Annotated in this window: 23 protein-coding genes; 14 read left to right on the top strand and 9 right to left on the bottom strand. The window is 53.2% G+C overall.

Annotated features, from left to right (window positions below; all coding sequences use genetic code 11):
* Positions 1-198: 198 nt before the first annotated feature.
* The 7 genes from JXQ85_RS12545 to JXQ85_RS12515 all read left to right on the top strand — a co-directional run bounded on the left by JXQ85_RS12545 (position 199) and on the right by JXQ85_RS12515 (position 7,658).
* Positions 199-1,461, top strand: a complete 1,263-nt coding sequence (locus JXQ85_RS12545; RefSeq protein WP_421749278.1) for an ABC transporter substrate-binding protein — start codon at positions 199-201, stop codon at positions 1,459-1,461.
* Positions 1,462-1,572: 111 nt separating this feature from the next.
* Positions 1,573-2,418, top strand: a complete 846-nt coding sequence (locus JXQ85_RS12540) for a carbohydrate ABC transporter permease (RefSeq protein ID WP_421749277.1) — start codon at positions 1,573-1,575, stop codon at positions 2,416-2,418.
* On the top strand, positions 2,415-3,254 hold the full coding sequence (locus JXQ85_RS12535) for a carbohydrate ABC transporter permease (RefSeq protein ID WP_421749276.1): 840 nt from the start codon (positions 2,415-2,417) through the stop codon (positions 3,252-3,254). Before JXQ85_RS12540 ends, JXQ85_RS12535 begins: the two co-directional genes overlap by 4 nt.
* Positions 3,255-3,282: 28 nt before the next feature.
* On the top strand, positions 3,283-4,326 hold the full coding sequence (locus JXQ85_RS12530; protein ID WP_421749275.1) for an ABC transporter ATP-binding protein: 1,044 nt from the start codon (positions 3,283-3,285) through the stop codon (positions 4,324-4,326).
* Positions 4,327-4,341: 15 nt separating this feature from the next.
* Positions 4,342-5,619 (top strand): MGH1-like glycoside hydrolase domain-containing protein, encoded by a 1,278-nt coding sequence (locus JXQ85_RS12525; RefSeq protein WP_421749274.1) that lies wholly within the window; start codon positions 4,342-4,344, stop codon positions 5,617-5,619.
* Positions 5,616-6,302: a D-lyxose/D-mannose family sugar isomerase gene (locus JXQ85_RS12520; protein WP_421749273.1), complete on the top strand. Its 687-nt coding sequence runs from the start codon at positions 5,616-5,618 to the stop codon at positions 6,300-6,302. The genes JXQ85_RS12525 and JXQ85_RS12520 overlap by 4 nt, the downstream gene beginning before the upstream one ends.
* Before the next feature lie 96 nt (positions 6,303-6,398).
* The gene (locus tag JXQ85_RS12515) at positions 6,399-7,658 is read left to right on the top strand and encodes a glycerate kinase type-2 family protein (RefSeq protein ID WP_421749272.1); all 1,260 of its coding nucleotides are present in this window, start codon (positions 6,399-6,401) and stop codon (positions 7,656-7,658) included.
* Positions 7,659-7,833: 175 nt separating this feature from the next.
* Here the strand turns inward: JXQ85_RS12515 and gluQRS are convergent, their stop codons facing one another.
* The 3 genes from gluQRS to JXQ85_RS12500 all read right to left on the bottom strand — a co-directional run bounded on the left by gluQRS (position 7,834) and on the right by JXQ85_RS12500 (position 11,239).
* Complete coding sequence (gene gluQRS, locus JXQ85_RS12510; RefSeq protein ID WP_421749271.1) at positions 7,834-8,673, bottom strand: tRNA glutamyl-Q(34) synthetase GluQRS; 840 nt, start codon at positions 8,671-8,673, stop codon at positions 7,834-7,836.
* Between the two features lie 27 nt (positions 8,674-8,700).
* A complete protein-coding gene (trmFO, locus tag JXQ85_RS12505; protein WP_421749270.1) occupies positions 8,701-10,059 on the bottom strand; it encodes a methylenetetrahydrofolate--tRNA-(uracil(54)-C(5))-methyltransferase (FADH(2)-oxidizing) TrmFO in 1,359 nt (452 codons plus the stop codon).
* Between the two features lie 394 nt (positions 10,060-10,453).
* On the bottom strand, positions 10,454-11,239 hold the full coding sequence (locus JXQ85_RS12500; protein ID WP_421749269.1) for an enoyl-CoA hydratase: 786 nt from the start codon (positions 11,237-11,239) through the stop codon (positions 10,454-10,456).
* Between the two features lie 98 nt (positions 11,240-11,337).
* Between JXQ85_RS12500 and JXQ85_RS12495 the strand changes: the two genes are divergently transcribed.
* The 7 genes from JXQ85_RS12495 (at position 11,338) to JXQ85_RS12465 (ending at position 16,822) form a co-directional block, all read left to right on the top strand.
* Positions 11,338-11,760 (top strand): PaaI family thioesterase, encoded by a 423-nt coding sequence (locus JXQ85_RS12495; RefSeq protein ID WP_421749268.1) that lies wholly within the window; start codon positions 11,338-11,340, stop codon positions 11,758-11,760.
* 386 nt (positions 11,761-12,146) lie between these two features.
* The gene (locus JXQ85_RS12490) at positions 12,147-13,520 is read left to right on the top strand and encodes a PLP-dependent aminotransferase family protein (RefSeq protein ID WP_421749267.1); all 1,374 of its coding nucleotides are present in this window, start codon (positions 12,147-12,149) and stop codon (positions 13,518-13,520) included.
* A 188-nt stretch (positions 13,521-13,708) separates the two neighbouring features.
* Positions 13,709-14,170, top strand: a complete 462-nt coding sequence (gene rplM / locus JXQ85_RS12485) for a 50S ribosomal protein L13 (protein WP_421749266.1) — start codon at positions 13,709-13,711, stop codon at positions 14,168-14,170.
* 2 nt (positions 14,171-14,172) lie between these two features.
* On the top strand, positions 14,173-14,658 hold the full coding sequence (gene rpsI / locus JXQ85_RS12480) for a 30S ribosomal protein S9 (protein WP_421749265.1): 486 nt from the start codon (positions 14,173-14,175) through the stop codon (positions 14,656-14,658).
* Between the two features lie 165 nt (positions 14,659-14,823).
* A complete protein-coding gene (locus JXQ85_RS12475; protein WP_421749264.1) occupies positions 14,824-15,495 on the top strand; it encodes a cytochrome c3 family protein in 672 nt (223 codons plus the stop codon).
* Entirely contained in the window at positions 15,492-16,346 is an 855-nt protein-coding gene (locus tag JXQ85_RS12470; protein ID WP_421749263.1) for a c-type heme family protein, read from the top strand. Before JXQ85_RS12475 ends, JXQ85_RS12470 begins: the two co-directional genes overlap by 4 nt.
* Positions 16,334-16,822 (top strand): hypothetical protein, encoded by a 489-nt coding sequence (locus JXQ85_RS12465; RefSeq protein ID WP_421749262.1) that lies wholly within the window; start codon positions 16,334-16,336, stop codon positions 16,820-16,822. Before JXQ85_RS12470 ends, JXQ85_RS12465 begins: the two co-directional genes overlap by 13 nt.
* Positions 16,823-16,935: 113 nt before the next feature.
* On the opposite strand, the gene JXQ85_RS12460 is transcribed toward JXQ85_RS12465, so the two are convergent.
* The 6 genes from JXQ85_RS12460 to JXQ85_RS12435 form a co-directional block, all read right to left on the bottom strand.
* A complete protein-coding gene (locus tag JXQ85_RS12460) occupies positions 16,936-17,553 on the bottom strand; it encodes a TetR/AcrR family transcriptional regulator (RefSeq protein ID WP_421749261.1) in 618 nt (205 codons plus the stop codon).
* Complete coding sequence (gene ppk2, locus JXQ85_RS12455) at positions 17,546-18,415, bottom strand: polyphosphate kinase 2 (RefSeq protein ID WP_421749260.1); 870 nt, start codon at positions 18,413-18,415, stop codon at positions 17,546-17,548. Before ppk2 ends, JXQ85_RS12460 begins: the two co-directional genes overlap by 8 nt.
* 43 nt (positions 18,416-18,458) lie before the next feature.
* Positions 18,459-19,412: an alpha/beta fold hydrolase gene (locus tag JXQ85_RS12450; RefSeq protein WP_421749259.1), complete on the bottom strand. Its 954-nt coding sequence runs from the start codon at positions 19,410-19,412 to the stop codon at positions 18,459-18,461.
* Entirely contained in the window at positions 19,396-20,319 is a 924-nt protein-coding gene (metA, locus tag JXQ85_RS12445) for a homoserine O-acetyltransferase MetA (protein ID WP_421749258.1), read from the bottom strand. Before metA ends, JXQ85_RS12450 begins: the two co-directional genes overlap by 17 nt.
* Before the next feature lie 44 nt (positions 20,320-20,363).
* Positions 20,364-21,221 (bottom strand): ATPase, encoded by an 858-nt coding sequence (locus JXQ85_RS12440; protein WP_421749256.1) that lies wholly within the window; start codon positions 21,219-21,221, stop codon positions 20,364-20,366.
* Between the two features lie 117 nt (positions 21,222-21,338).
* Positions 21,339-22,484 (bottom strand): OmpP1/FadL family transporter, encoded by a 1,146-nt coding sequence (locus JXQ85_RS12435; protein WP_421749255.1) that lies wholly within the window; start codon positions 22,482-22,484, stop codon positions 21,339-21,341.
* Positions 22,485-22,541: the final 57 nt, after the last annotated feature.

Raw genomic sequence — 22,541 nt, 5'->3', positions numbered from 1 at the left:
ATGATTGGTTTCCAAATTTCTGAAAAACTGTTGACGTGAGGTATAACGTTATACCAAACTGTAGGTAGATCTTCACCGATTCCTGATTAGCCAAATGGGCGGTCGGAACCGGTGTTTGCTCCAAAGGGGAGGAGTGGATCGCGAATGTAATTTGGAGCCTCAAAAAATGAGGCTTTGTGATTCAATTGGGAGAAAACCATGAAATTTACAGCCAATCTGGCGGGTGCAGTATCTGGCTTGACCATTATGGTCTCAGCCGCTGCAGTGAATGCCGAAGTATTGTTCTGGTCGACACAAGCAAAGCCAGTCGAAGAAGCGCAGGCGATGCGCGAGCAGGTTCTGGGCGGCCAAGATGTTGACTATCAGCCAAACGATGGTGGTCCATGGATGACACGTCTGAACGCTGAATTGCAGGCCGGTTCAGGCTCTATTGGTGTTTTGGGTGCGCTACACGGTGACTTCTCGGCGATGAACCCTGACGATCTTGTTGATCTGGGTGAACTAGGGGTAGGCGCAGCAAGCGCAACCTTTAACGATCTTGCCAAACTGGGAACCGCAGACTCGCAGTACATCCCTTGGATGCAGGCGAGCTACATTATGGCTGCCAATAAAAAGGCATTGGAGCACCTGCCAGCGGGTGCAGACATCAATGCACTAACCTATGATCAGCTGATCGAATGGTCCGGTAATGTTAAAAAAGCAACTGGCGAAGCGAAATTTGGTTTCCCTGCGGGTCCAAAAGGTTTGAAGCACCGCTTCTTCCAAGGCTACCTCTACCCATCCTATACTGACGGTGTTGTGCGTACTTTCGCATCTGATGCCGCTGTGACTGCATGGGAAAAAATGCGTGAGCTTTGGGCTGTAACCAACCCAGCTTCAACCAACTTCTCATTCTTGCAAGAGCAGTTGTTGTCTGAAGATGTCTGGATCGCTTTTGATCACACGTCTCGCTTGGCCGCAGCCTTTAACGAACGTCCAGACGACTTTGTGGCCTTCCCAGCGCCAGCCGGTCCAACAGGCCGTGGCTTTATGCCGGTCATCGCAGGTGTCGCGATCCCACGGACCGCACCGGATATGGATGCCGCCAAAGCTTTGGTTGCGCATATGCTGAAACCTGAAACACAGATTGCAACGCTGCGGGCGACCAACTTCTTCCCAGTAGTCGACGTCGCGCTGCCAGATGATCTGCCGCCATCCGTACAGGCTGCAGGTGGTGCAGTTGCAATCATGAGCGCATCCGCCGATGCGAACCCGGGTCTGCTGCCAGCAGGACTTGGTGACAAGGGCGGTGACTTTAACCGTGTGTTTGTCGATAGCTTCGAGCGTATCGTTCTTGCGGGCCAGCCAATCCGTGCGGTTCTTGATGATCAGAAGAAAACTCTGGAAAAAATCATGAACGAAACTGGTGCGCCTTGCTGGGCACCGGATGCGCCTTCTGAAGGTGCTTGCCCAGTAGAGTAATGCTCTCCTGTTGTGGGTCTTGGGCCCACAATTGTCCGGGCCATCGCCGGCCCGGACACCCGATACTGACCTCAAATTTGAGTTAACCCTCGTTAACCCCGGAGCGATTCCATGAGCGCACGGTTCCTACCGTATTTTCTGATCCTCCCGGTCACGTTGTTTCTTTGCTTGTTCTTCCTTTACCCGTTTGTATTGGTGGCACAGCAGGCTTTCAGCACCGGAGCAGGCTTCACGTTGGAAAATTTCCGTGATGTCACTAGTCACTGGAAATTCTCAATTTCACTGCAGAACACTCTGCTTCTTGCGGCCGCTGTTGTGCCCGTACAAGTCGCCCTCGCACTTTTGATGGCCACAATGGTCAACAAGATGAAAAGGGGCCGCGATCTGGTTCTCTACATCTGGACCATCCCACTTGGGATTTCGGATCTGGCAGCAGGCATCATCTGGCTTGCGATCTTTGAGCAGTCAGGTTTTCTGAATTCAATGATGAGCGGCATTGGGGTGATCGATAAACCTTTCAACCTGCTGTCTTATCAAACCCCTGGCCTTGTCTTCCTCGCGATTGCCTTGGCAGAAATCTGGCGAGCAACAGCCATCATGTTGGTGATCCTTGTGGCTGGTATCGGCCTTATTCCAAAGGAATATTATGAGGCAGCCGAAGTTTTTGGCGCGTCTCCTTGGAAACGCTTCCTCAAAGTGACCCTGCCTCTTTTGCGCCCTTCATTGCAAACTGCTTTGGTGCTGCGCGTCATTCTAGCATTTGAAATCTTTGCGGTCGTGTCGGCCCTCGGGGGCACGTTGTTCCCAGTCCTTATGGGCGAGGTCTACACCTATCAATTTGACCTGTTGAACAGTGGTGCCGCAGCTGCAATCGCCTTGATCATCCTTGTGATCTCAATTGGCTTCACCCTGATGATCCTGCGTGCCCTGCGCGTTCCGAAAGGAGCTTCGATATGAGCGATGCAACCGATACTGCCGCTCCGGCAGACACCCGCAAAGCTGGTCGCTTCGTCTACGTTGCTTCCGTGGTCATGTTATGTGCCTGGGTTCTGGTGCCGCTATACTTCTTGCTGATCAACACGCTCAGCTCGCCAGAAGCTGTGAATGCCTTTCCTAAGGCTTTCATTCCAGAGTTTGATCTGGGCAGCCTGACCTTCTTCGCCAATTTCGCGGGCATTCTGACAGCCCTGAAAAACTCAGTGTTGGTGGCTGGTTTGACCATGGTGATGTCGATCACAATCGGAGCGCCGGCAGGCTACGCCTTGTCGCGCTTTGAGTTTCCCGGCAAAGAATTGTTCCGGTTCTTGATCCTGCTCACACGGGCGTTCCCACTGCCGTTGCTGGCATTGCCACTGGCCGTCATGTTTATCCGTACCGGGATTGACGACACGGTCTTTGGCTTGGCTTTGGTACACACAACTTTGGCCCTCCCATTTTCGGTGCTGATCACTTTCTCGCTGTTTTCGGGCATCCCGATTGAGCTTGAAGAGGCGGCTTGGACCTTGGGATGCAATCGGCTTACGGCTTTCCAAAAAGTGGTCTTTCCGCTGATCCTTCCGGGCATCACGGCCTCTGCGATCTTTGCTTTCGTAATCTCGTGGAACGAAGTTTTTGCGGCCGCTGTTTTGACCATCGAAAACCGGACGCTCACCGCGTTCCTTCTTCAAAACCTAGACACATCTCCGCTTCATCTGAAGTTTGCGGGTGGGTTCATCCTCGTCGTGCCAGCACTGATTTTCATCTTTGCCGTGCGCAAATACCTCTTCGCGATGTGGGGCATCGCCAACCGCTGATCGCGGTTGCAAGTTAAGGAGCCTAGATATGGCTGAGATTCAAATCAAAAACGTCGCAAAGCGTTTCGGAGAGTATCAAGCGCTGCACGACATCAATTTAACCATTGCTGACCAAGAATTCATGGTGCTTTTGGGAGCTTCAGGTTGTGGTAAATCCACGCTTTTGCGGATCATCTGCGGCTTGGAAACGGCAACCGAAGGCGAAGTCTGGATCGGCGGCCGCCGCGTGGATCACCTTGCGCCCAAGGATCGGGGCATCTCGATGGTGTTTCAAAACTACGCGGTCTTTCCGCACCTTACAGTTTTTGAAAACATCGGCTTTGGTCTGCGCATGCAGAAACTGCCAGATGATCAGGTCAAAAAACGTGTCGAACGTACGGCAGAGCTGATGCACATCGAACAGCTTCTGGGGCGGTATTCTGGCGAATTGTCAGGGGGTCAGCGGCAACGCGTGGCGGTTGCACGTGCATTGGCGATGGAACCGGATGTGATCCTGATGGATGAACCGCTTTCAAACCTTGATGCGCTGTTGCGCCTGGAAATGCGTGCAGAACTCAAAGGTGTGCTTGCCGAAAGCAATACCACCGCGATCTACGTGACCCACGACCAAGTTGAGGCCATGAGCCTTGCAGACCGCATTTCTGTCATGCACCAAGGCCGGATCGTTCAGGCGGCCACACCGGTTGAAGTCTATCGCAATCCTGCAGAGCGGTTTGTGGCTGGCTTTATCGGCAACCCACCAATGAACTTCTTGCCGGCCGAGCCTATGGATGGTGGCAAATGGCAAGTGGCTGGAAACACGTTTGATGGTCCGGCGGCAAACAACGGAAATGTTGAATTCGCAATCCGCCCAGAAGATATCGCGCCAAGCGACGCGGGGCTGCCCGCAAAAGTGCGACTTGTCGAACCTCTGGGTGCCCATCTGCTGGTGACCTGCGATGTGAATGGCACCATGTTCCGCGCGATTTTGGAAAGCGATCTGCAATTGAAAGTCGGCGATACACTTGCCTTGGCACCGCAAACCGACCGCATTCGTTGGTTTGATACTCAAACCAGCCTCGCTATTGCGTAACCCTCAGGAAAAACCATGACCTCCAAAATATTCGATCAAGCCGTCGAAATCCTCGAACGCAATGACCTGGGTCACTACACGGTTCCAACGCACGGGCTGTATCCGTTTCAATGGAATTGGGACAGCGCGCTGTCCTCTCTTGGACAATACTACGTGGATGAATCCCGTGCTTGGACAGAAATCGAAACTCTGTTTGCACATCAATGGGACGACGGAATGGTGCCCCATATCATCTTTCATAAGGATGATGACGGCTACTATCCGGGGCCAGATGTTTGGCAGACCAACCGCGAGGTGCCGACCACTGGCATCACTCAACCTCCAGTCGCGGGCTTTGCCGTTCGTCGACTTTTAGACCGGGCAAAAGACAAGCATATGGCGCGCCGCCGAGCGGCCGCGCTGTTGCCAAAGATTGCCGCTTGGCATGATTGGTTCTACCGCGCCCGCGATCCCGAACACACTGGATTGGTGGCCATTCTGCATCCGTGGGAATCTGGTCGCGATAACTCGGTCGATTGGGATGAAGCCTTTGAGCGGGTTCCAACAGAAGGCGTTGAAGAGTTCCAACGGCGCGATTTACATCACGCAAACCCAGCCCATCGTCCGACACAAGAACAATACAAACGTTATATCTGGTTGGTGCAGCTCTTCCGCAGTTTAAACTGGGATTACACGAAGCTGCATGATGCGTCGCCGTTTCAGGTTGTCGACCCGGGCTTCAACGCAATCCTTTTGCGTTCAAGCCAAGATCTTGCCGCGATGGCCGAAGAGTTGGGCGAAATTGAACTCGCTGCAGAGGCGCGCGCGCGCGCAGAGAAGGGGCTTTTGGCGCTTAACAAGCTTTGGAGCGATAAACGCCAGCAATATCTGTGTTTCGACCGTGTAAGTGGCGAGCTGATCGATAGCCCTTCAATCGGTGGCCTGCTCCCCGTTTTTGCGCATATCGACAAAGCGCATTCGGCTGCCATTGCCCACCATATCGATGAGCTGGGAAAGCGTGTAAAATATCTAGTGCCGAGCCACCATCCTGACGACAAGAACTTTGATGCGGCCCGGTATTGGCGTGGTCCAGCGTGGTTGATTGTCAACTACATGATCTCAGATGGGCTTAAACGCGAAGGCCATTACGATACGGCAGCGCGCATCGTCAGTGACAGTGTGAAGCTGATCGAAACCGGCGGCTTTGCAGAGTATTTTGATCCAATGACAGGCGAACCCTGTGGTGGATTGCATTTCACTTGGACTGCGGCCATGGTCATCGAGTTCTTAAAGCTGACCGGAGAAGTCGCATGAAGCGATCGCGCATTAATCAGATCATGGCGGAAGCCGATGAAAAGATCCGCCAATATGGTTTTACCTTGCCACCCTTTGCTTACTGGACGCCAGATGAGTTTAAGGCGCGTGCTAAGGATGCACAGCATCTGGTGGACGCACGTTGCGGCTGGGACATCACTGATTATGGCGCAGGGCGTTATGACGATATGGGGCTGTTTTTGTTCACGCTCCGCAATGGACGTCTTGCTGATCTTCAGCGCGGTGGTGGCATGTGTTATGCCGAGAAGCTATTGATATCTAGACAAGATCAGCTATCGCCGATGCACACGCATGCCATCAAAGCCGAAGACATAATCAACCGTGGTGGTGCAACCTTGGTGATCGAACTCTTTGGGTCAGATGATCAGGGGCAGTTTGCCAGCGATATGGGGGGTACGGTCTGGTGTGACGGCATTCGTCGTGACTATGCGGCAGGCGAAAAGCTCAAACTGGCTCCCGGAGAAAGCATCACCCTGCAACCCGGTGACTGGCACGCGTTTTGGGGTGAGGGCGGCGATGTTTTAATCGGCGAAGTCTCTACCGTAAATGACGATGAATCCGATAATATTTTTCGCGAGCCGATCGGGCGCTTTGCCGACATCGATGAAGACGAAGCGCCAACTCATCTGTTGGTCAGCGACTACAAGTCTTGGCTTGAATAGCCACAAAAGAACCACCTAACCTGCACCGCAAAGCGGGCGGGAAAGGTGCTTCACCTTTGCATCCCATACCGGCGGATCGATGGAATAGGCATTCCCATGAAAATCAATGACCCAAGACGCTTGCTAACCGATCTTTTTGATGAGGCGGTCGCAGTTGCGGACCCCATGCAAGTTGTAGCAAAGCATCTGCCACCACGTCCCAAGGGGCGCTTGGTGGTTATAGGGGCAGGTAAAGCAAGCGCGCGTATGGCGGAGGCAGTCGAGGCTATTTACGGGCCATGCGAAGGTTTGGTTATCACGCGTTATGGGTATGCACGTCCATGCCAAGGCATTGAAATCATTGAAGCAGCCCATCCTGTTCCGGATCAGGCTGGTGTCGATGCAACAACGCGCATGTTGGAATTGGTGCAGGATCTTCAAGCTGAAGACACGGTTTTGGCTTTGATATCAGGTGGTGGTTCAGCACTGCTGTGCGCGCCGATTGACGGTTTAACACTGGCTGATAAGCAGGCGGTCAATGCTGCGCTATTGGCATCAGGTGCACCTATCAGAGAAATGAATACGGTGCGCATGCGGCTTTCAAAGGTCAAAGGCGGTGGCTTGGCTACGGCGATTGCACCTGCACAATTGCACAGTTTGATCATCTCTGATGTACCCGGTGATGATCCCGCCGAAATTGCCTCTGGTCCAACTGTCCCTAGCGCTGCGACCAATGAAAAGGCGCTGGCGGTGATCACACAACACGATATTTCTGTTGGCGATAAGGTGTTGAAGTTTCTGTCAAAATTCCAAGATAAGGCATTCAAGAACAAAGCCGACGGTACATTAGCCATCGTTGCAGCGCCTTCTCAATCACTTGCGGCTGCAGCAGACATAGGGCGTGCGAATGGATGTGATGTGAAGCTTCTTGGAGATGCGATTGAAGGAGAGGCCAGAGAGTTAGGGCAAGCCCATGCCGAGCTTGCCTTGTCACTACAGGATCAAATGACGCCCCAATCGAAACCTCTTTTGCTGTTGTCGGGTGGTGAATGCACAGTGACGCGTATCGGCGATGGTATCGGGGGCCCAAATGCAGAGTATGCCTTGGCCGCAGGTCTAGGTTTGGGGTCAAACGCAGGTATTCACGTAGTCGCTTGTGACACCGATGGCGTGGATGGTGCGGCCGAAGTTGCTGGAGGCTACTTTGGACCGGAGACGATCAAATCAGATAGCCAACGATCAGAAGCTGAGGCCGCCCTTTTGAACAATGATGCGCATAGCTTCTTTTCAAACGCGGGTGGCCAAATCGTTACGGGGCCAACACTGACAAACGTGAATGACTTCAGAGCGATTTTGATTTTTCCAAAACCAGAATAGGGAAGCAGGCCCTTGATTGGTCTATCCAAAGTTCACTCGGTTTTTGTTCAAGTGATTTTGAATCCGTCGCTGGGCGGCCGTACCAGCATTGGGACGACTATTTTCAATCTTTAGCGAATGTTCGAAATCAAGCCTGGAAATAGGCATTCAAACAGCCGACAGTGCTTCCCCGTCGCTAAAGGCCGACCATGGCGCGAATGTCAGACGGGCTTGCGCCGTCTTCACGATACTTGGCGATGGCGCGAGCATCATCACGTTTGGCGAGGCGTTTGCCTGCATCGTCGCGGATCAGCCCGTGGTGGTGATAGATCGGGATTGGCAGATCAAGAACCGCCAGTAAGATCACTTGAATTTGGGTAAAGTCAAAAAGGTCTTCGCCGCGAACAACATGGGTGATGCCTTGCGTGATGTCATCTAGCGCCGAGGCAAGGAAATAGGCGACGATTTCTTCTCCTTTGCGAGAAAGCACCACATCTCCGATGGTTTTTAAGGTCAGTTCTGGGTTTAGCCGATGCGTCCCTTTATGGGTGCCACCGGTTTCAGTGAAGGATACGTCTTTGTCGTTCAGTAGGTCCAAAGCGCGATCCAAATGCAAGCGGAGTGCGTCCCCGGTTTGGCGATCAGACATGTAGCGATGTTTGCAGGTGCCGGGATAGACATCATGATCAACACCTTCTTGCGGGGCAGCCATTGCGGCGCGGATGTCGGCGCGGCTGCAAGAACATGGGTATAGCAAGCCTAGTTCTTCGAGTTTCCTTAACGCCGGATCATAACAGGGCAGCTGCTGCGCTTGACGCAGCACAGGCTCTTCCCACGTGAGGCCCAGCCAAGACAGATCCTCGATAATCTGCGCATCCCACTTTGCCTTGGAGCGTTGAAGGTCTGTGTCCTCCATCCGCAACAAAAACGCGCCCCCAGCGGCTTTGGCCATGTCATGGGCGACTATCGCCGAATAGGCGTGACCAATGTGAAGTGGACCCGTGGGAGATGGGGCAAAGCGCGTTCGAAAGGTCAAAGGTTTCAATGCCTTCTAAGAAGTTCCTTAGACCTTAGCAGAGCTGTCTTGCGCATCCAACCATGCTTGCCATTCGACTTTGGCCCGATCTGTATAGGCTTTGTACCGGTCTTTACGGCCACGACGACCACCCTTGAGGCCATCTACTGGCTGGAACAGACCAAAGTTCACATTCATCGGCTGGAAGGTTTTTGCCTCTGCACCGCCTGTGATGTGGTTCACCAATGCGCCCATGGCCGAGTTCAATGGTGCTGTTTCCAGCGGTTGACCAAGAATTTCCGCGGCGGCCAGTCGACCTGCCAAAAGCCCCATGGCTGCACTTTCCACATAGCCTTCTACGCCAGTGATCTGACCGGCGAAGCGGATATTTGGCTTGGATTTCATCCGCATCTGATCATCAAGCAAGGTTGGCGAGTTGATAAATGTATTGCGGTGAATGCCACCCAAACGCGCAAAAGATGCGTTTTCCAGCCCCGGGATCATCTTAAAGACCTCGGTCTGCGCGCCGTATTTCATCTTGGTTTGGAAACCCACGATGTTCATCAATGTGCCCAGAGAATTGTCATGACGCAGTTGCACAACCGCATGGGCTTTATTTTCAGGATCATGCGGATTGGTCAGCCCAACCGGCTTCATCGGACCAAACCGAAGCGTTTCGCGGCCGCGTTCCGCCATCACTTCGATCGGCAGGCAGCCGTCGAAATAGCCAGCAGTTTCACCTTCGTGGAATTCGGTTTTATCTGCCGCCAAAAGCGCGTCGATGAACGCCTCATACTGCTCTTCGGTCATCGGACAGTTAAGGTAGGCTTTCTGTTCTTCTTCGGTTTCGCCCTTGTCATAGCGCGATTGGAACCACGCGACGTCCATGTTCACAGACTCCGTATAAACAATCGGAGCAATGGCATCAAAAAAGGCGAGGGCGTCAGCACCGGTTTCGGCCTGAATTGCGGCCCCAAGGCCCGCAGAAGTCAGCGGACCCGTTGCGATGATCCAGTGCCCGTCTGTTGGGAGTTCAGTAATTTCACCGTACTCAACCGTAATATTCGGATGGGATTTCAACGCGGCTGTGACGCTTTCGGCAAATGGATCACGATCCACGGCCAAAGCCCCCCCGGCAGGAAGGCGGTGTTTATCTGCGGTTTGCATGATCAAACCACCTGCCGCGCGCATTTCCCAATGCAGCAGGCCAACGGCGTTTTGCTCGTCATCGTCAGAACGGAAAGAGTTGGAACAAACCATCTCGCCCAGATTACCGGTCTGGTGGGCGAAGGTTTCCACCTTGGGGCGCATTTCGTGAATAACCACTTGAACGCCCATGTTTGCGGCCTGCCAGGCGGCCTCTGATCCGGCCATACCGCCGCCGATGATGTGCAATGTTTTTGTCATAGGCGCGACATAGGCCAGAACGCCGAGTTTGAAAAGGCCAGCAACGCGTTTGCGATGGCTCGATCAGAATAGGCTTGCGGCTTGGGGGAAGACATTTGGGTCGCTGAGGCTAGGATTGTCAGGTCAGAGAGAGTTGACCTTGGAGGGACGATCCGCCGTTCAGCGACCCAATGGTTCATCTTACGAAGTTGCCTTCGTTGGGATCGTTATGACACGTGAATTTCAGGCGCGCTAGTGCAAATTGGGAAAAAATAGGGCGCAAAATAGGAAACAATGCATAAAATGGTCGATTTTCGGCCTATATCCATCAAATTCAATGGGTTAAAGCACAGTTAACATGCTGTATGGGTGCCGATTTGCCATGTTTTTGCCACAATTGGTCGGGGAATTCTGCCTATTGCTGCCAATTTGGGGCACGTTTGCCCAAAAAGGCTGAAATGCCTTCTTCGGTGTCTTTGAAAAGCATGTTTTGCACCATGACATCTGCCGCATAATCATATGCCTCTGCGGTTGTCATTGTGCTTTGCGTATAGAAGGCTTCTTTGCCGATTTTTACGACGGCCTTTAATTTTTCTACAAGTTTTTGTGCCAGCGCTTCTGTTTCCGACCTTAACTGATCTGCCGGAACTGCGGCGTTAATCAATCCAATGCGCTCCGCCTCATCGGCATGGATAAACTGGCCCGTGGTCAACATCTCAAAGGCTTTTTTACGCGGAATGTTTCGGGTAAGGGCCACCATAGGTGTTGCGCAAAAGAGGCCAATATTGATGCCGTTGACACCGAACCGTGTGTCATCTGCGGCGATGGCCAAGTCACAGGTCGCAACCAATTGACAGCCCGCTGCAGTGGCGATGCCATGAACTTCGGCGATGACTGGCTGGGGAATGGATTGGATGGTTAACATCAGGGCTGAACAGCGTGCAAATAGATCAGCGAAATAGGATTTGCCGCCATCTTCTGCTGCGCGTCCTGCCGTCATTTGTTTCAGATCGTGACCGGCGCAGAAGGCTTTGCCTGCGCCCGAAAGAATAACTGCGCGGATAGAGGCGTCTTTGGCGATGGCTTCAAGTTCTGCCTGTAAGGCTGCCATCATCTCATCAGATAGGCTGTTGAGGCGTTCAGGCGCATTTAATGTCAGCCGCGCAATCGCCTGAGTGTCGTAACGTTCTAGAATTGCCATCTTGTTCTGCCTCCCATTTCTCGCAAGCCTAGGCGCAAGGGCGTGCGCTGCATAGCGCTGCGATTTGAAACGTTACGGCATAGGAACAAGAGGATCAGATGGCGCAGAAGTTGGACAAAGACGAAATCGCAAGGTTTCTGGAAGATGTCTTTCCACAAATTCACGGCGACTTTGTGATTGACCACGTGGATGCAGAGACCAGCGTGATGCGCTTAAAAACCTCTGAACGGCATCTGAGGCCGGGTGGCACCGTATCTGGGCCTAGCATGTTCGCTTTGGCTGATGTTGTGGCCTATGTGGCGATCCTGGCGCGGATTGGGCGCGAGTCTTTAACGGTGACCACCCATTGTTCAATAGATTTTATGCGCAAACCTGCGGCTGATGCAGATTTGATCGCCACGGCGAGCCTTTTGAAGCTCGGGCGCAGTCTGGCGGTGATTGATGTGAAGTTGCGCTCAGAAGGGCAGGCGGATGTAGTTGCCAATGCAAGCCTGACCTACGCTATTCCACCAAAACGTTAATACATCTGCAGGCTGGAAAAAAAGGCCGGGGCAGAGCCCCGGCTAAAGTGTTTTCCAGCGATCGACGGGGTTTGCGTCCGCCGGAAGGGTGGTGGTTGCCCAGTGCAACCGCGAAATCGGGAGTGACACCGACGCCGCATAGCCTTTGCACGCTTTAGGACAAAGCACATCGTGCGCAGGCGTATCCGTGATTTAGGCCTTCGATGTCGCAATCTGAATCCTTTGGACAACCCGGAAGAGGTGTGGGCTGCGAAGGGATGTAAACTGGTCTTCGACACCTTGGCTTACGTCACGGAAACCTAGTGAATTGTATTGATACAAACCATCAGGTGTACTACACTTGCTGGGTACAATGCGAAAATTGTTCGGTCTAGGAAAACATTGTAATGAGTACAAACTGGCAGCCTCTCTTAGAGAAAACGGGCCGTGCAAAATATCGTGCTTTGGTTGATTGTATCAACAAAGGCATCGCAGAAGGCGCATTGGAAGCAGGGCAAAAGCTGCCTCCTGTCCGCGAACTAGCCTTTCGTTTGGACATCACTCCGGGCACTGTTGCACGGGCGTATTCCATCTTGGTTGAGGATGGGATTTTAACGGCGGGGGTCGGTCGCGGAACCTATGTCGCAGACATCAGCCCGGTGACAGATACGTCCAGTTCTGAAGGTATGATCGACTTTTTTAGCCCACGTATTCCGAATATGGGGCAAGAAGTTCTGATCCGGGATGTGGTCAAGAAAGTTGCATCAGAGTTGCCATCTAACGCCTTGATGCAATACCCAAAACGGGAATCCAATTTACCTGCGCGCAAAGCCTTCATGGCCTGGATGCGTGATGCGCCATTAGGACATTATGAATTGGATGACATTGTCATCACCCATGGTGGGCAAAACGCTATTCTGCACGTGATGCAGGCGGTATTGCGCGGCAATGATCCGGTTGTTTTGGTGGATGAGGTGAGCTTTTCTGGGTTTCGTAAGGCAGCAGAGCTTTGCCGCGCGAAAGTGGTTGGCGTGCCATGGGATGGCGAGGGTCCGGACCCGCAGGCCTTGGAGAAATTGGTACAATCAACTGGGGCGACGCTTTATTGTACCTCGGCTGAAGTAAACAATCCGACAACACGCGCGACAAGCGCGCGCAGACGTCGTGAAATCGCATCAATCGCCCTGCGTCATGGTCTGCATGTACTGGATGACGACTGTTATCATACTGGCCGTCATAGTGCGGAAAGCTATCGCGCATTGTTGCCTGAACTAGGATGGTACATCAGCTCGCCATCAAAACTGGTTTCTCCCAGCTTGCGCGTCGGTTTCACCATTCCGCCCAAAGGCTGGGTGGGGGAAATGTTGCGTAGCGTGCAATTCAGTCATTTTGGGGTCTCTACGATTTTGACCGAGGCCTTTGCCTCTGTGATGACAAGCCCAAGACTGCCAGCAATCATTGACAAAGTTCAGGCCAAGATAAACGCCGATTTGCGCTATGTGGTGAACCAATTGGGTGGCTATCCTATTCGGTGGCGCAGTAATGTGCCTTTGGTCTGGGTTGAATTGCCCACTGGATGGCGCGCACCGGCCTTTGCTCAGGCTGCCGAAGCGCGCGGCGTTGAAATGAAGTCCGCCGATGAGTTTACATTACGAGAAGGGCGTGCTGTTCACGCGGTCCGGATCGCGTTGAATGGCCAAATGGATCAGGAACGCTTTGAGAAAGGTGTGCGGATTGTCCGATCTTTACTGGATAATCCCCCCCGTAGCTTCACAACCTAAGCAAAAAGCCAGATTTGGTGCTGTTTTTGTGGGGTAAAATAATACCTATTTCACAAGTCATTGTTTTTGCGTGCTAATTTCAATCTTGATGCGCTTGACTGTGTTTTCCACAGCTTTATAACCCGGCCATCGAATTAAGACATGTCGAGTGACTCGTCATGTTTGTCACCAAACTTAGGTAGACCATTATGAAAACCTTCTCTGCTACTCCGGCAGACATCGAGAAGAAATGGATCATCATCGACGCTGAAGGCGTGGTGCTGGGCCGTCTTGCATCGATCGTTGCTACTCGCCTACGCGGCAAGCACAAGCCGTCTTTCACTCCACACATGGATTGCGGCGACAATGTTATTGTCATCAACGCTGACAAAATTCAGCTGACTGGCAAGAAACGTACCGACAAAAACGTTTACTGGCACACAGGCCACCCAGGCGGCATCAAGTCCCGCACTGTGGGTCAAATCCTGGAAGGTCAGTTCCCTGAGCGCGTTGTAACCCAAGCGGTTAAGCGCATGCTGCCAGGCAACCGCCTGTCCCGTCAGATCATGACCAACCTGCGCGTCTATGCTGGTGCTGAGCACCCACATGAAGCGCAAGCACCAGAAGTTCTGGATGTTGCGTCCAAGAACTCTAAGAACACGCGGAGCTAATCATGACTGATCAAATCAACTCCCTTGAAGAGCTGTCCGCAGTTGCAGGCGAAGAAGCTGTTGTAGAAGTAGCAGCACCTCGTGAGCCTGTACGTGACGAGCTGGGCCGTTCCTACGCAACCGGCAAGCGTAAAGACGCTGTTGCACGTGTTTGGATCAAGCCAGGTTCTGGTAAAGTCGTTGTTAACGGCAAACCACAGAACGAATATTTCGCACGTCCGGTTCTGCAAATGATCCTGGCACAGCCATTCACTGTTGCAGGCGTTGAAGGTGAATTCGACGTATACGCAACCGTGAAAGGTGGCGGTCTGTCCGGTCAAGCGGGCGCGGTTAAGCACGGTATTTCTAAAGCTTTGCAGCTTTATGAACCATCCCTGCGTGGCGCACTGAAAGCCGCTGGCTTCCTGACACGCGACAGCCGTGTTGTTGAACGTAAGAAGTTCGGTCGCCGCAAAGCGCGTCGTTCCTTCCAGTTCTCCAAGCGTTAATTCGCTTCCATACGATTTTCAAAACGGTCGCATCTTGGTGCGGCCGTTTATTTATGCGCATTTTGCAATGCATGTTTTTATGAGAAATTTACTAAAATTTAACGGATAGGCTTGAGGGTCGCGGGGGATTTTATCACATCTTAACCCGCGTGCTGGAGGTCACTTGTGCTGCCAGGTGCTCAGACCATTCGAAAGATCGCTCTTGTCTTCGCCATTCCTGTGGCGGTGTTGGGCTGGGCCGCTCTGACGTTTCCATCGCAAATGACCTTGGTGGCGCATGGTCCCATTCAAAATGGTCACACGGATTTGGTCTGCGCGGACTGCCATATCGCCAGTCCTGGGACCACGCGGCAGCAAATTCAGGGCAAGCTGCATTACGGGCTGGGATTGCGAGAAGCCTATGTGGATTTCGGCTATGCTGAGATTACATCCAAGCAATGCTTGGCCTGTCATGAACGGCCTAACGAACGTCACCCGATTTACCGCTTTAATGAACCTCGTTTTCAAGATGCGGCTGGCATAGTGGATGCCACATCTTGTTTGGGTTGCCATTCCGAACACACAGGCCATCGCGTCTTTTCAAAACCTCAGGTCTGTCGCGCCTGTCATGGCGATCTGAAGTTAAAGGCAGACCCTTTGGATGTGTCTCATGTGGATTTGATTAAGCAGAAGAATTGGGACAGGTGCCTCGGCTGTCATGATTTTCACGGTAACCACCGTCACGTGGTGCCTGATGAAGTCAGGAATGCGATCCCCGAGGCGGAGATAAGGGCATACCTGCGTGATGGCGCATCGCCTTATGGGGACGACAAATTCTTTGAGGGGGAGCGCAAATGAGCATCACAAAAATCTCACTCTCCGGCATGTTTCTGGTCGGGGCGGTCTATCTGGGCGTATCGGCCCCGTCAAAATTGCCAGACCAGCAAGCATCAGCAGACGGTGCCTGCAGCTATGCGGCGCAACATTTGTTTGAAGGTGTGAATGCCATCAATGATGTGGCGCGCACGCTTTATACAAAGAACATTGTCGGCGGCGGGTTGAAGGCTGGGTTGAAGTTTGGCGAAGATTGGGAACAGCCGGAGGTGGAAAAAGGGCCATTACCGGCTTTATTCCTACGGCTGACGGCTGCACGATTGGAACGCATGCCGCCGCAGTTGGGACTTTATCTTGGTTCAGACGAGCCGATCAATAAATCTAATCTCTTCAGCGGGAAACAGGCTGAAGCCTTTAAAAAAGTTAAAGAGACACGTGAGCCCGTATTTCTGACAGATGCCAATGAGAACGCGGTGGCCATGTATCCTGACATCGCCAGTGTTCAGCCCTGTGTGAGTTGCCACAATAATCATGCTGACAGCCCCAAAAAGGATTGGAATATCGATGACATGATGGGCGCGACGACCTGGACTTTTCCGTCAGAGACGCTTTCAGCAGATACACTAATTGTCACAACTGAAGCGATGTTGGCAGCCGTCGCTGAGGCCTATCAAATTTACCTCGATAAAACCGCCGGTTTTTCAGACCCTCCTGCGATTGGATCGGCTTGGCCCAAGGAAGGGCGGCGGATGTTGCCCAGTGCTGAAATCTTTATGCAGCGCGTCCGCCAAGATGTGGCTTTACAGGTCGTTGACGCCATGGCCCTAGGACTTGCCCGAAAGATCAACGGGGGAACAACACCATGCGTACTTTGATGGATCTTGTTGGGCGTGCCCCACACGTCCCTTGGGTTATTTTAGGACTATGGCTGATTTTCATGACTGTCTGGCAGCAGTATTTGGATTGGTTGCCTGTGATGTCTGCCTTTGCTTGGCAGTTGGTGACAGGGCTGACTTTATTGGGTTTCGTGGTCTACCAATGGATCCTGCTGCTCAAGCGCATGTGCAATGACACGCGCAATGCACGCTTTCATATGATGGCGCATCGCTGGGTGGGGGTAGCAGCAACCTATATGTTTATCCTTCATGCGGTGCGTATGGGGCATACCTGGACGACGGGGCTCGCGATGGTGTTTTTTCTGCTTGGGGTGACAGGAGTTTTGAACCGGCAAGTTTTGAAATATCGACAGCCTTGGATTCACGCCGTTTGGCAGTTTTGCCATATCGGCTTGTCAGCGGTGCTTCTCCCGCTGGTGATTGTGCATATTTGGGTGGCCTTGGCCTATCAATAGGCAACGGGTCAGCAAGCTGGGGGCCAACCCCCAGACCCCAAGATACTTCAGCCAAAAAGAAAACCGATCTTAGTTTCTTTTTGGTTCAAATACCCAAATTCGACATAGCAAATTTAATTGTCTGGTTTGATGAGGCCGAGGCCGCGCAGATAAACACCAATCCCGGTTTCAAGCAGATCTTCGGGTGGGAAGGGGCTTTGAGTTCCGGGGGAGTTACGGGCAAAAAGCTCGACCACGCCGTGGCTCATGGCCCAAATATGAGCGGAGAACATACTGGCGGGGGGGCGTTTTTCTGGCGGGATATGCTCTGAAAGGTCAGCGGCGGCTTGTTCCATCACGCCACGGGCTTTGGCGGCGACGGTGGCCAATTCGGGGGTCCGGTTGACCGAGATGCCGCTTTCAAACATTGCGATGTAGTGGCCAGGGTATTTGCGGGCAAAGGCCAAATAGGCGCGGCCCGTGGCTTCAAAGCTCGCAAGGGCAGATGGCTGGCCTTTATCATATGCAAATTGCATTAAATCGGCAAAGATTTCATAGCCTTGGCGGGCAGCTTCGGCGATCAGGTCTTCGCGGCCCTCAAAGTGACGATACACCGCAGCTGGGGTGACACCAGCGGTTTTGGCAGCCTCTGATAGGGTGAAACCCGTCGGGCCCTTAGCTTCGATCAGCGTCAGGGCCGCCTCAACTAGGGCTTGGCGTAGGTTGCCGTGGTGATAGCCGCGTTTAGGCATTCCAGATGTCCTTTGTGCCACAGACCTGCTGATCGCAGGTCCCAACCGCTTTGGCGTCTTTGCGGCTGTAGTCAATGTGGCTTAGAACATGACGGATCGCATTCACGCGGGCACGGCGTTTGTCGTCGCTGCGCACGATGGTCCAAGGGGCGGGCTTGCTGTCTGAACGCTCCAGCGTTTCGCGGATCGCGGTGCTGTAGTCGTCCCACTTCTTGAGGCCCTCAACATCGATCCAGCTGAGTTTCCATTGTTTTAGCGGATCACTTTCACGGCTGAGGAAGCGGCGGAGTTGCTCTGCGCGACCTACGTTGAGCCAAAACTTGAACAAGAGGATGCCGTCATCAACCAACATCTTCTCAAAGTCTTGAACTTGGTCGAAAAAATGCTCGCGTTGGGTCTCGTCACAAAAGCCAAAGACTTTTTCAACAACGCCGCGGTTATACCAACTGCGATCAAAGAACACGATTTCGCCGGCTGCAGGCATGTGCTGGATGTAGCGCTGGAAATACCACTGCGTGCGCTCGGTCTCTGTTGGTTTGGAAAGGGCTACAACGCGCGCGCCGCGTGGGTTCAGGTTTTCGCGAAACCGTTTGATGGTGCCGCCTTTACCGGCCGCATCGCGCCCTTCAAAGACAATCGCGATGCGTTTGCCGCTTTCTTTGGCCCAGGCTTGCAGTTTCACCAGTTCAATCTGCAGCGCCGCCATTTCACGTTCATATTCCTTGCGGCCCATGCGTTCTGTATGCGGGTAGGAACGATCAAGAATATCACCCTTTTCGCCTGTTGCGATGGCCTTGCGCACATCTGCAGGAGCATCGGATGTATAAAAGCTGCTGATCGCGCCATCAAAGGGCAGATCCATCGGTGGTCTCCGTCTTTTTTCTTAATATGGCAATGGGATGGCGCTAGTGCAATGCAGCCCTGGACGCTGCGCGATGGACTGCGGCAATGATGTCATCCAACGCAGAGTGATGTGGCATATGACCGATCCCGGGCAGAGTGGTCAAATGGGTATTATCCAGGCGTTCACTCAGTGGGCCAGAGTGGATGCTGATCCAGACCGTGTCATCTGCCTCGCCGTGTACCAATTCGACTGGCACGGTGATTGCCTCATACTGCGGTGACAAGGCTGTGATTTCATCAAGTATATTGGCGCGTTGAATGGCATTGGCGCGCAAAGACTGGCGACGCAGAGTCAGGCCGGGACCGAAGTGTTCCGCATAGCCATCGGGAGCTGTTTGCGGTGCAAAGACTGCCTCGACCGCATCAGACACCCGCTGGGTACTGACCCATGCTGTTAGCGCTGGTGCAAAGACCGGACCAATCATTGGGTGAGACATGGCTTTGTAAAAGGTTGAAAGAGGGGTGGCCCAAGGCATAGAAGGCGTGCCAAGTGCAACTACCGCAGCCAATGTATCAGGGTGGTTGACCGCCCAAGCCAGCGCAACCGAGCCGCCGTAGCTTTGGCCAAACACGATTGGATTGTCAGCACCAAGTTGTGCTGCCGCTTTTTGAAGCAGCGCGGCCTGACGCTCGATCGATGGATCATCGATCAGATCGGTATAGCCCAATCCGGGACGATCAAAGGCAATCACGCGGTAGTCTTTTTCAAGCGCATTGATCAGACCAAATGTGAAATCCCGCGTGCTGCCAGAAGAGCCATGGATCATAACCAGATCCGGGCCTTCGCCGCGCACCAGAGCATGCACGCGCACGCCATCAACTGTAAGAAACTTGCCTTCAGGCGGGTAAGCGGCCTCGGCGCGCAGCTCGTTGTTGCGCGCCCTCCATAGGGTTATAGCCGCGAAAGCGACCAAAAGGATCAGCAAGAAAACCAACAGCTTAGCTGCCAATTTCATTTAGATCATAATGGGTTGTTTCATAAACCTCGGTGATCCAATTGCCATAAAGCAGGTGCGCGTGGCTGCGCCAACGGTTCTGTGGCGCCTGGGATGGATCATCATCCGGATAGTAGTTCATCGGCACATTAATCGGCGTGCCTTCGGCGACATCGCGATCATATTCCTGCTTTAGCGTATCACTGTCATATTCAAAGTGATTGAAGATATAGAGCGCGCGATGTTGGCGATCCTCGACCAAGCAGGGCCCAGCTTCGTCACTGCCCAAAAGCGTTTTTAGAGCCGGGGCTGCGTCGATCTCTTCCTGCTTCATCTCGGTCCAGCGGCTCACAGGGATCACACAATCGTCCGAGAAGCCGCGCAGGTAATGGCTGGAGGCATCTAGGTTTTGGTGACGGAAACAACCAAAGGCTTTGGCGTCCAAGATGTGTTTCTTCACACCGTGGAAATAATTGATCATCGCCATGCCGCCCCAGCAGACGCCAAAGGTGGAATGCACATGGGTTTGCGTCCAGTCAAAGACCTCGCAAAGCTCTTTCCAATAGGTCACATCATCAAAAGGCAGATGCTCGATCGGCGCACCAGTGATGATCAGACCGTCAAATTTTTCGCCAGAGGCTTTGACCTCATCAAAAGAGCGGTAGAATTCTGCCATATGTGCAGCGGCGGTATTCTTAGTTTTGTGCTCGCTCATGCGGATCAGCGTCAGCTCGATCTGCAGGGCAGTTGCCCCAATCAGCCGTGCGAATTGGTTCTCGGTTTGGATCTTTTTCGGCATCAGGTTCAATAGACCGATGCGGATCGGGCGAATATCCTGCCGTGCTGCCTGGTCTTCCGACATGACCATCACGCCTTCGCGCGAAAGCACGTCAAAGGCAGGCAGGTCGGAGGGCAGTTTGATGGGCATTGGACAGACTTCCTATATGTTGGAAGCCCTATGTAAGTCAGTTGTTACTTACGCTCAAGAGCCTCGGCAATCAGCGCATCAAACTCTGACGCAGATGTGACCTTTGCCACGTCTTCTGCATCCACAGTGACCCCCCATTTGGCCATCGACTCGTAGCGCGGTTGGCGGTGGGCGAGCGCCTTGGAGTATGCAAAGCGCACGAAAGCGTCAGGGTCGACGTCTTCGGCAGTGCAACCTTCTTGCGCGAGGTATTCGTTCCAACGATTGATCAGGAATTCTGACTGATAATACATTGGTTTAGGTGCTTTGTCGAACCGGCGGATCAGCTCTGCTGAATGGTCATCAGAGCCCTTGATCCAGACCATCAGAGCGTTTTCAGACAGGGTTTTTAAGACAGGATCATCTGGGTTTTGGGGATCTACTACTTCGCAGATCGATCCACCTGTGTCGCAGATGAAATTGTCATAGCCATACAGCGACTGCGCACGGTTGATGAAATGCTGTGTATCTAAAAGGGCGGCGACTTCTGCTGTGTGATGCTGGTTTTGACGGCGCATATATTCATCAAAGGCCACGCCCCCTTTGCCAGGGTTGCCGGGTTTGCCCAGATAAGTCGACAACGGCGCCAGATTGTTGAAGGTGATGTTTGAGCCGATATAGATGCTGTCGCTCAGCAGGAGTTCCCGCAAGAACGGGACTTTCATGGCTTCGGCTTTGGCATTGTCAGCGATGTGTTCACCCATGTATCGGGTGCCAATGCGGTAATCTACGGAGTAATGAAACCACTCACGAGTGTCGCGCAACATATTGGAAAGGTGGGTTTTTCCTAGGCCAGACATGGCGAAGAGCAAAACCTTCTTTTGCTTGGCGTTGCGCCAGTCATCTGCTGATTGATAGATCATCTTGGGCCTCAAACTACTGCGTCGTTGGTAGCCCTCAGTATAGCGGCGGTCAACACAGACCATAAGAAAACCCCGCCATATGTGGCGGGGTTTGCGTCTGAGCTTGGTTTCGTGCGTTTAGAAGCGGAATCGAACGCGCACCCCGCCAGCAATTGCTGTGTTGTCTCTGAATTCGCCTGCCGCAACGGGCGAAAGGTGGCTGACCCGCGTGTCGGCATCCCCAATCCAGATGTAGGACACGCCACCGGTGATCTCCATGTTTTCATGCTTGTAGGTCGCAGCCAGCGTCACACCCGTGCGCCCATCGGTCGGACCCAGATTGCGGGCGAAACCGCCAACCTGTGGTTCATGTGTTAACGAAACCGCCCCGGACCATGTGTCGTTGAAGCGTCGGCCAAGACCAAGATTGTAGGTGATTGTGTCTTCGTCGTATGCCACTAGAGCGCCGCCGCCCGTCGCCGCAGAATAGACGTCTGGGGCAACTCGCATTTCTGACCAATCCACCCAACGGATGCTACCAAACACCAATGTGTCCTGGGCAATGCCGCTCTGGAACTCAAGGTTGACCGATTGCGGAGTGGTGACAGAGGTGGTGCCCGCCACCGCAGGGCCAGCGCCGACGGTTTCAGAAATCGACCAATCATGTGTAATCGCAGAGTTATAGGTCAACGCAACACGCAGCGCGATGTCAGGCCGTTCGTAGGCCACACCTGCAAGATAACCGACCGAGCCGTCATTGTTGCTGACACCAGCGTATGCGCCACCTGCAGTTGGCACGCCAGATGCGACGGCTTCAAGGGTTTGATAGCGCAGGCCGCCGAAGACACTGACATTGTTGTCTGTTGTATATTTCAACACACCTGTCAGCGCGTTGCTTTTCAGCTCTGCGGTAGCGCCTGATGCGTAATAGCCGGTCAGCGGATAGGTCACATTTGCACCAAAGGGCTGATCGTGGATCAATGCGAAAGACAGGTTCTCATTAAATTGGTGCTTATATGAAAAACCAAACCGGACGTAGCTATCCGTCATATCGCCTGACGGAACACCGGGGGTTGGTTGCAACGCTGAAGCCGCGGCGCCAGCGCCAACGCCGGAGACTGTTGGGTTCACCGATCCAAAGCTCAGTTCGGCCACATTGCCTTCTTCGAAAAGAATGCCAACGGACTGTGTGGTCCGTTCAACGCCGCCTGCAGCGACCGATGTCGCAGCTAAAGTGGCAATTGCCGTTGCTGACAACGCCCTTGTTTTCCATGCCTGTTTCATCCACGCCTCCCCACGTGCTTAATGATGACAGGAAAGGTAGAAAACCGCGCGCGGCTC

Source organism: Cognatishimia sp. (assembly GCF_049116455.1).
GTDB lineage: Bacteria > Pseudomonadota > Alphaproteobacteria > Rhodobacterales > Rhodobacteraceae > Cognatishimia.
This window is presented reverse-complemented; position numbering and strand designations above follow the sequence as displayed.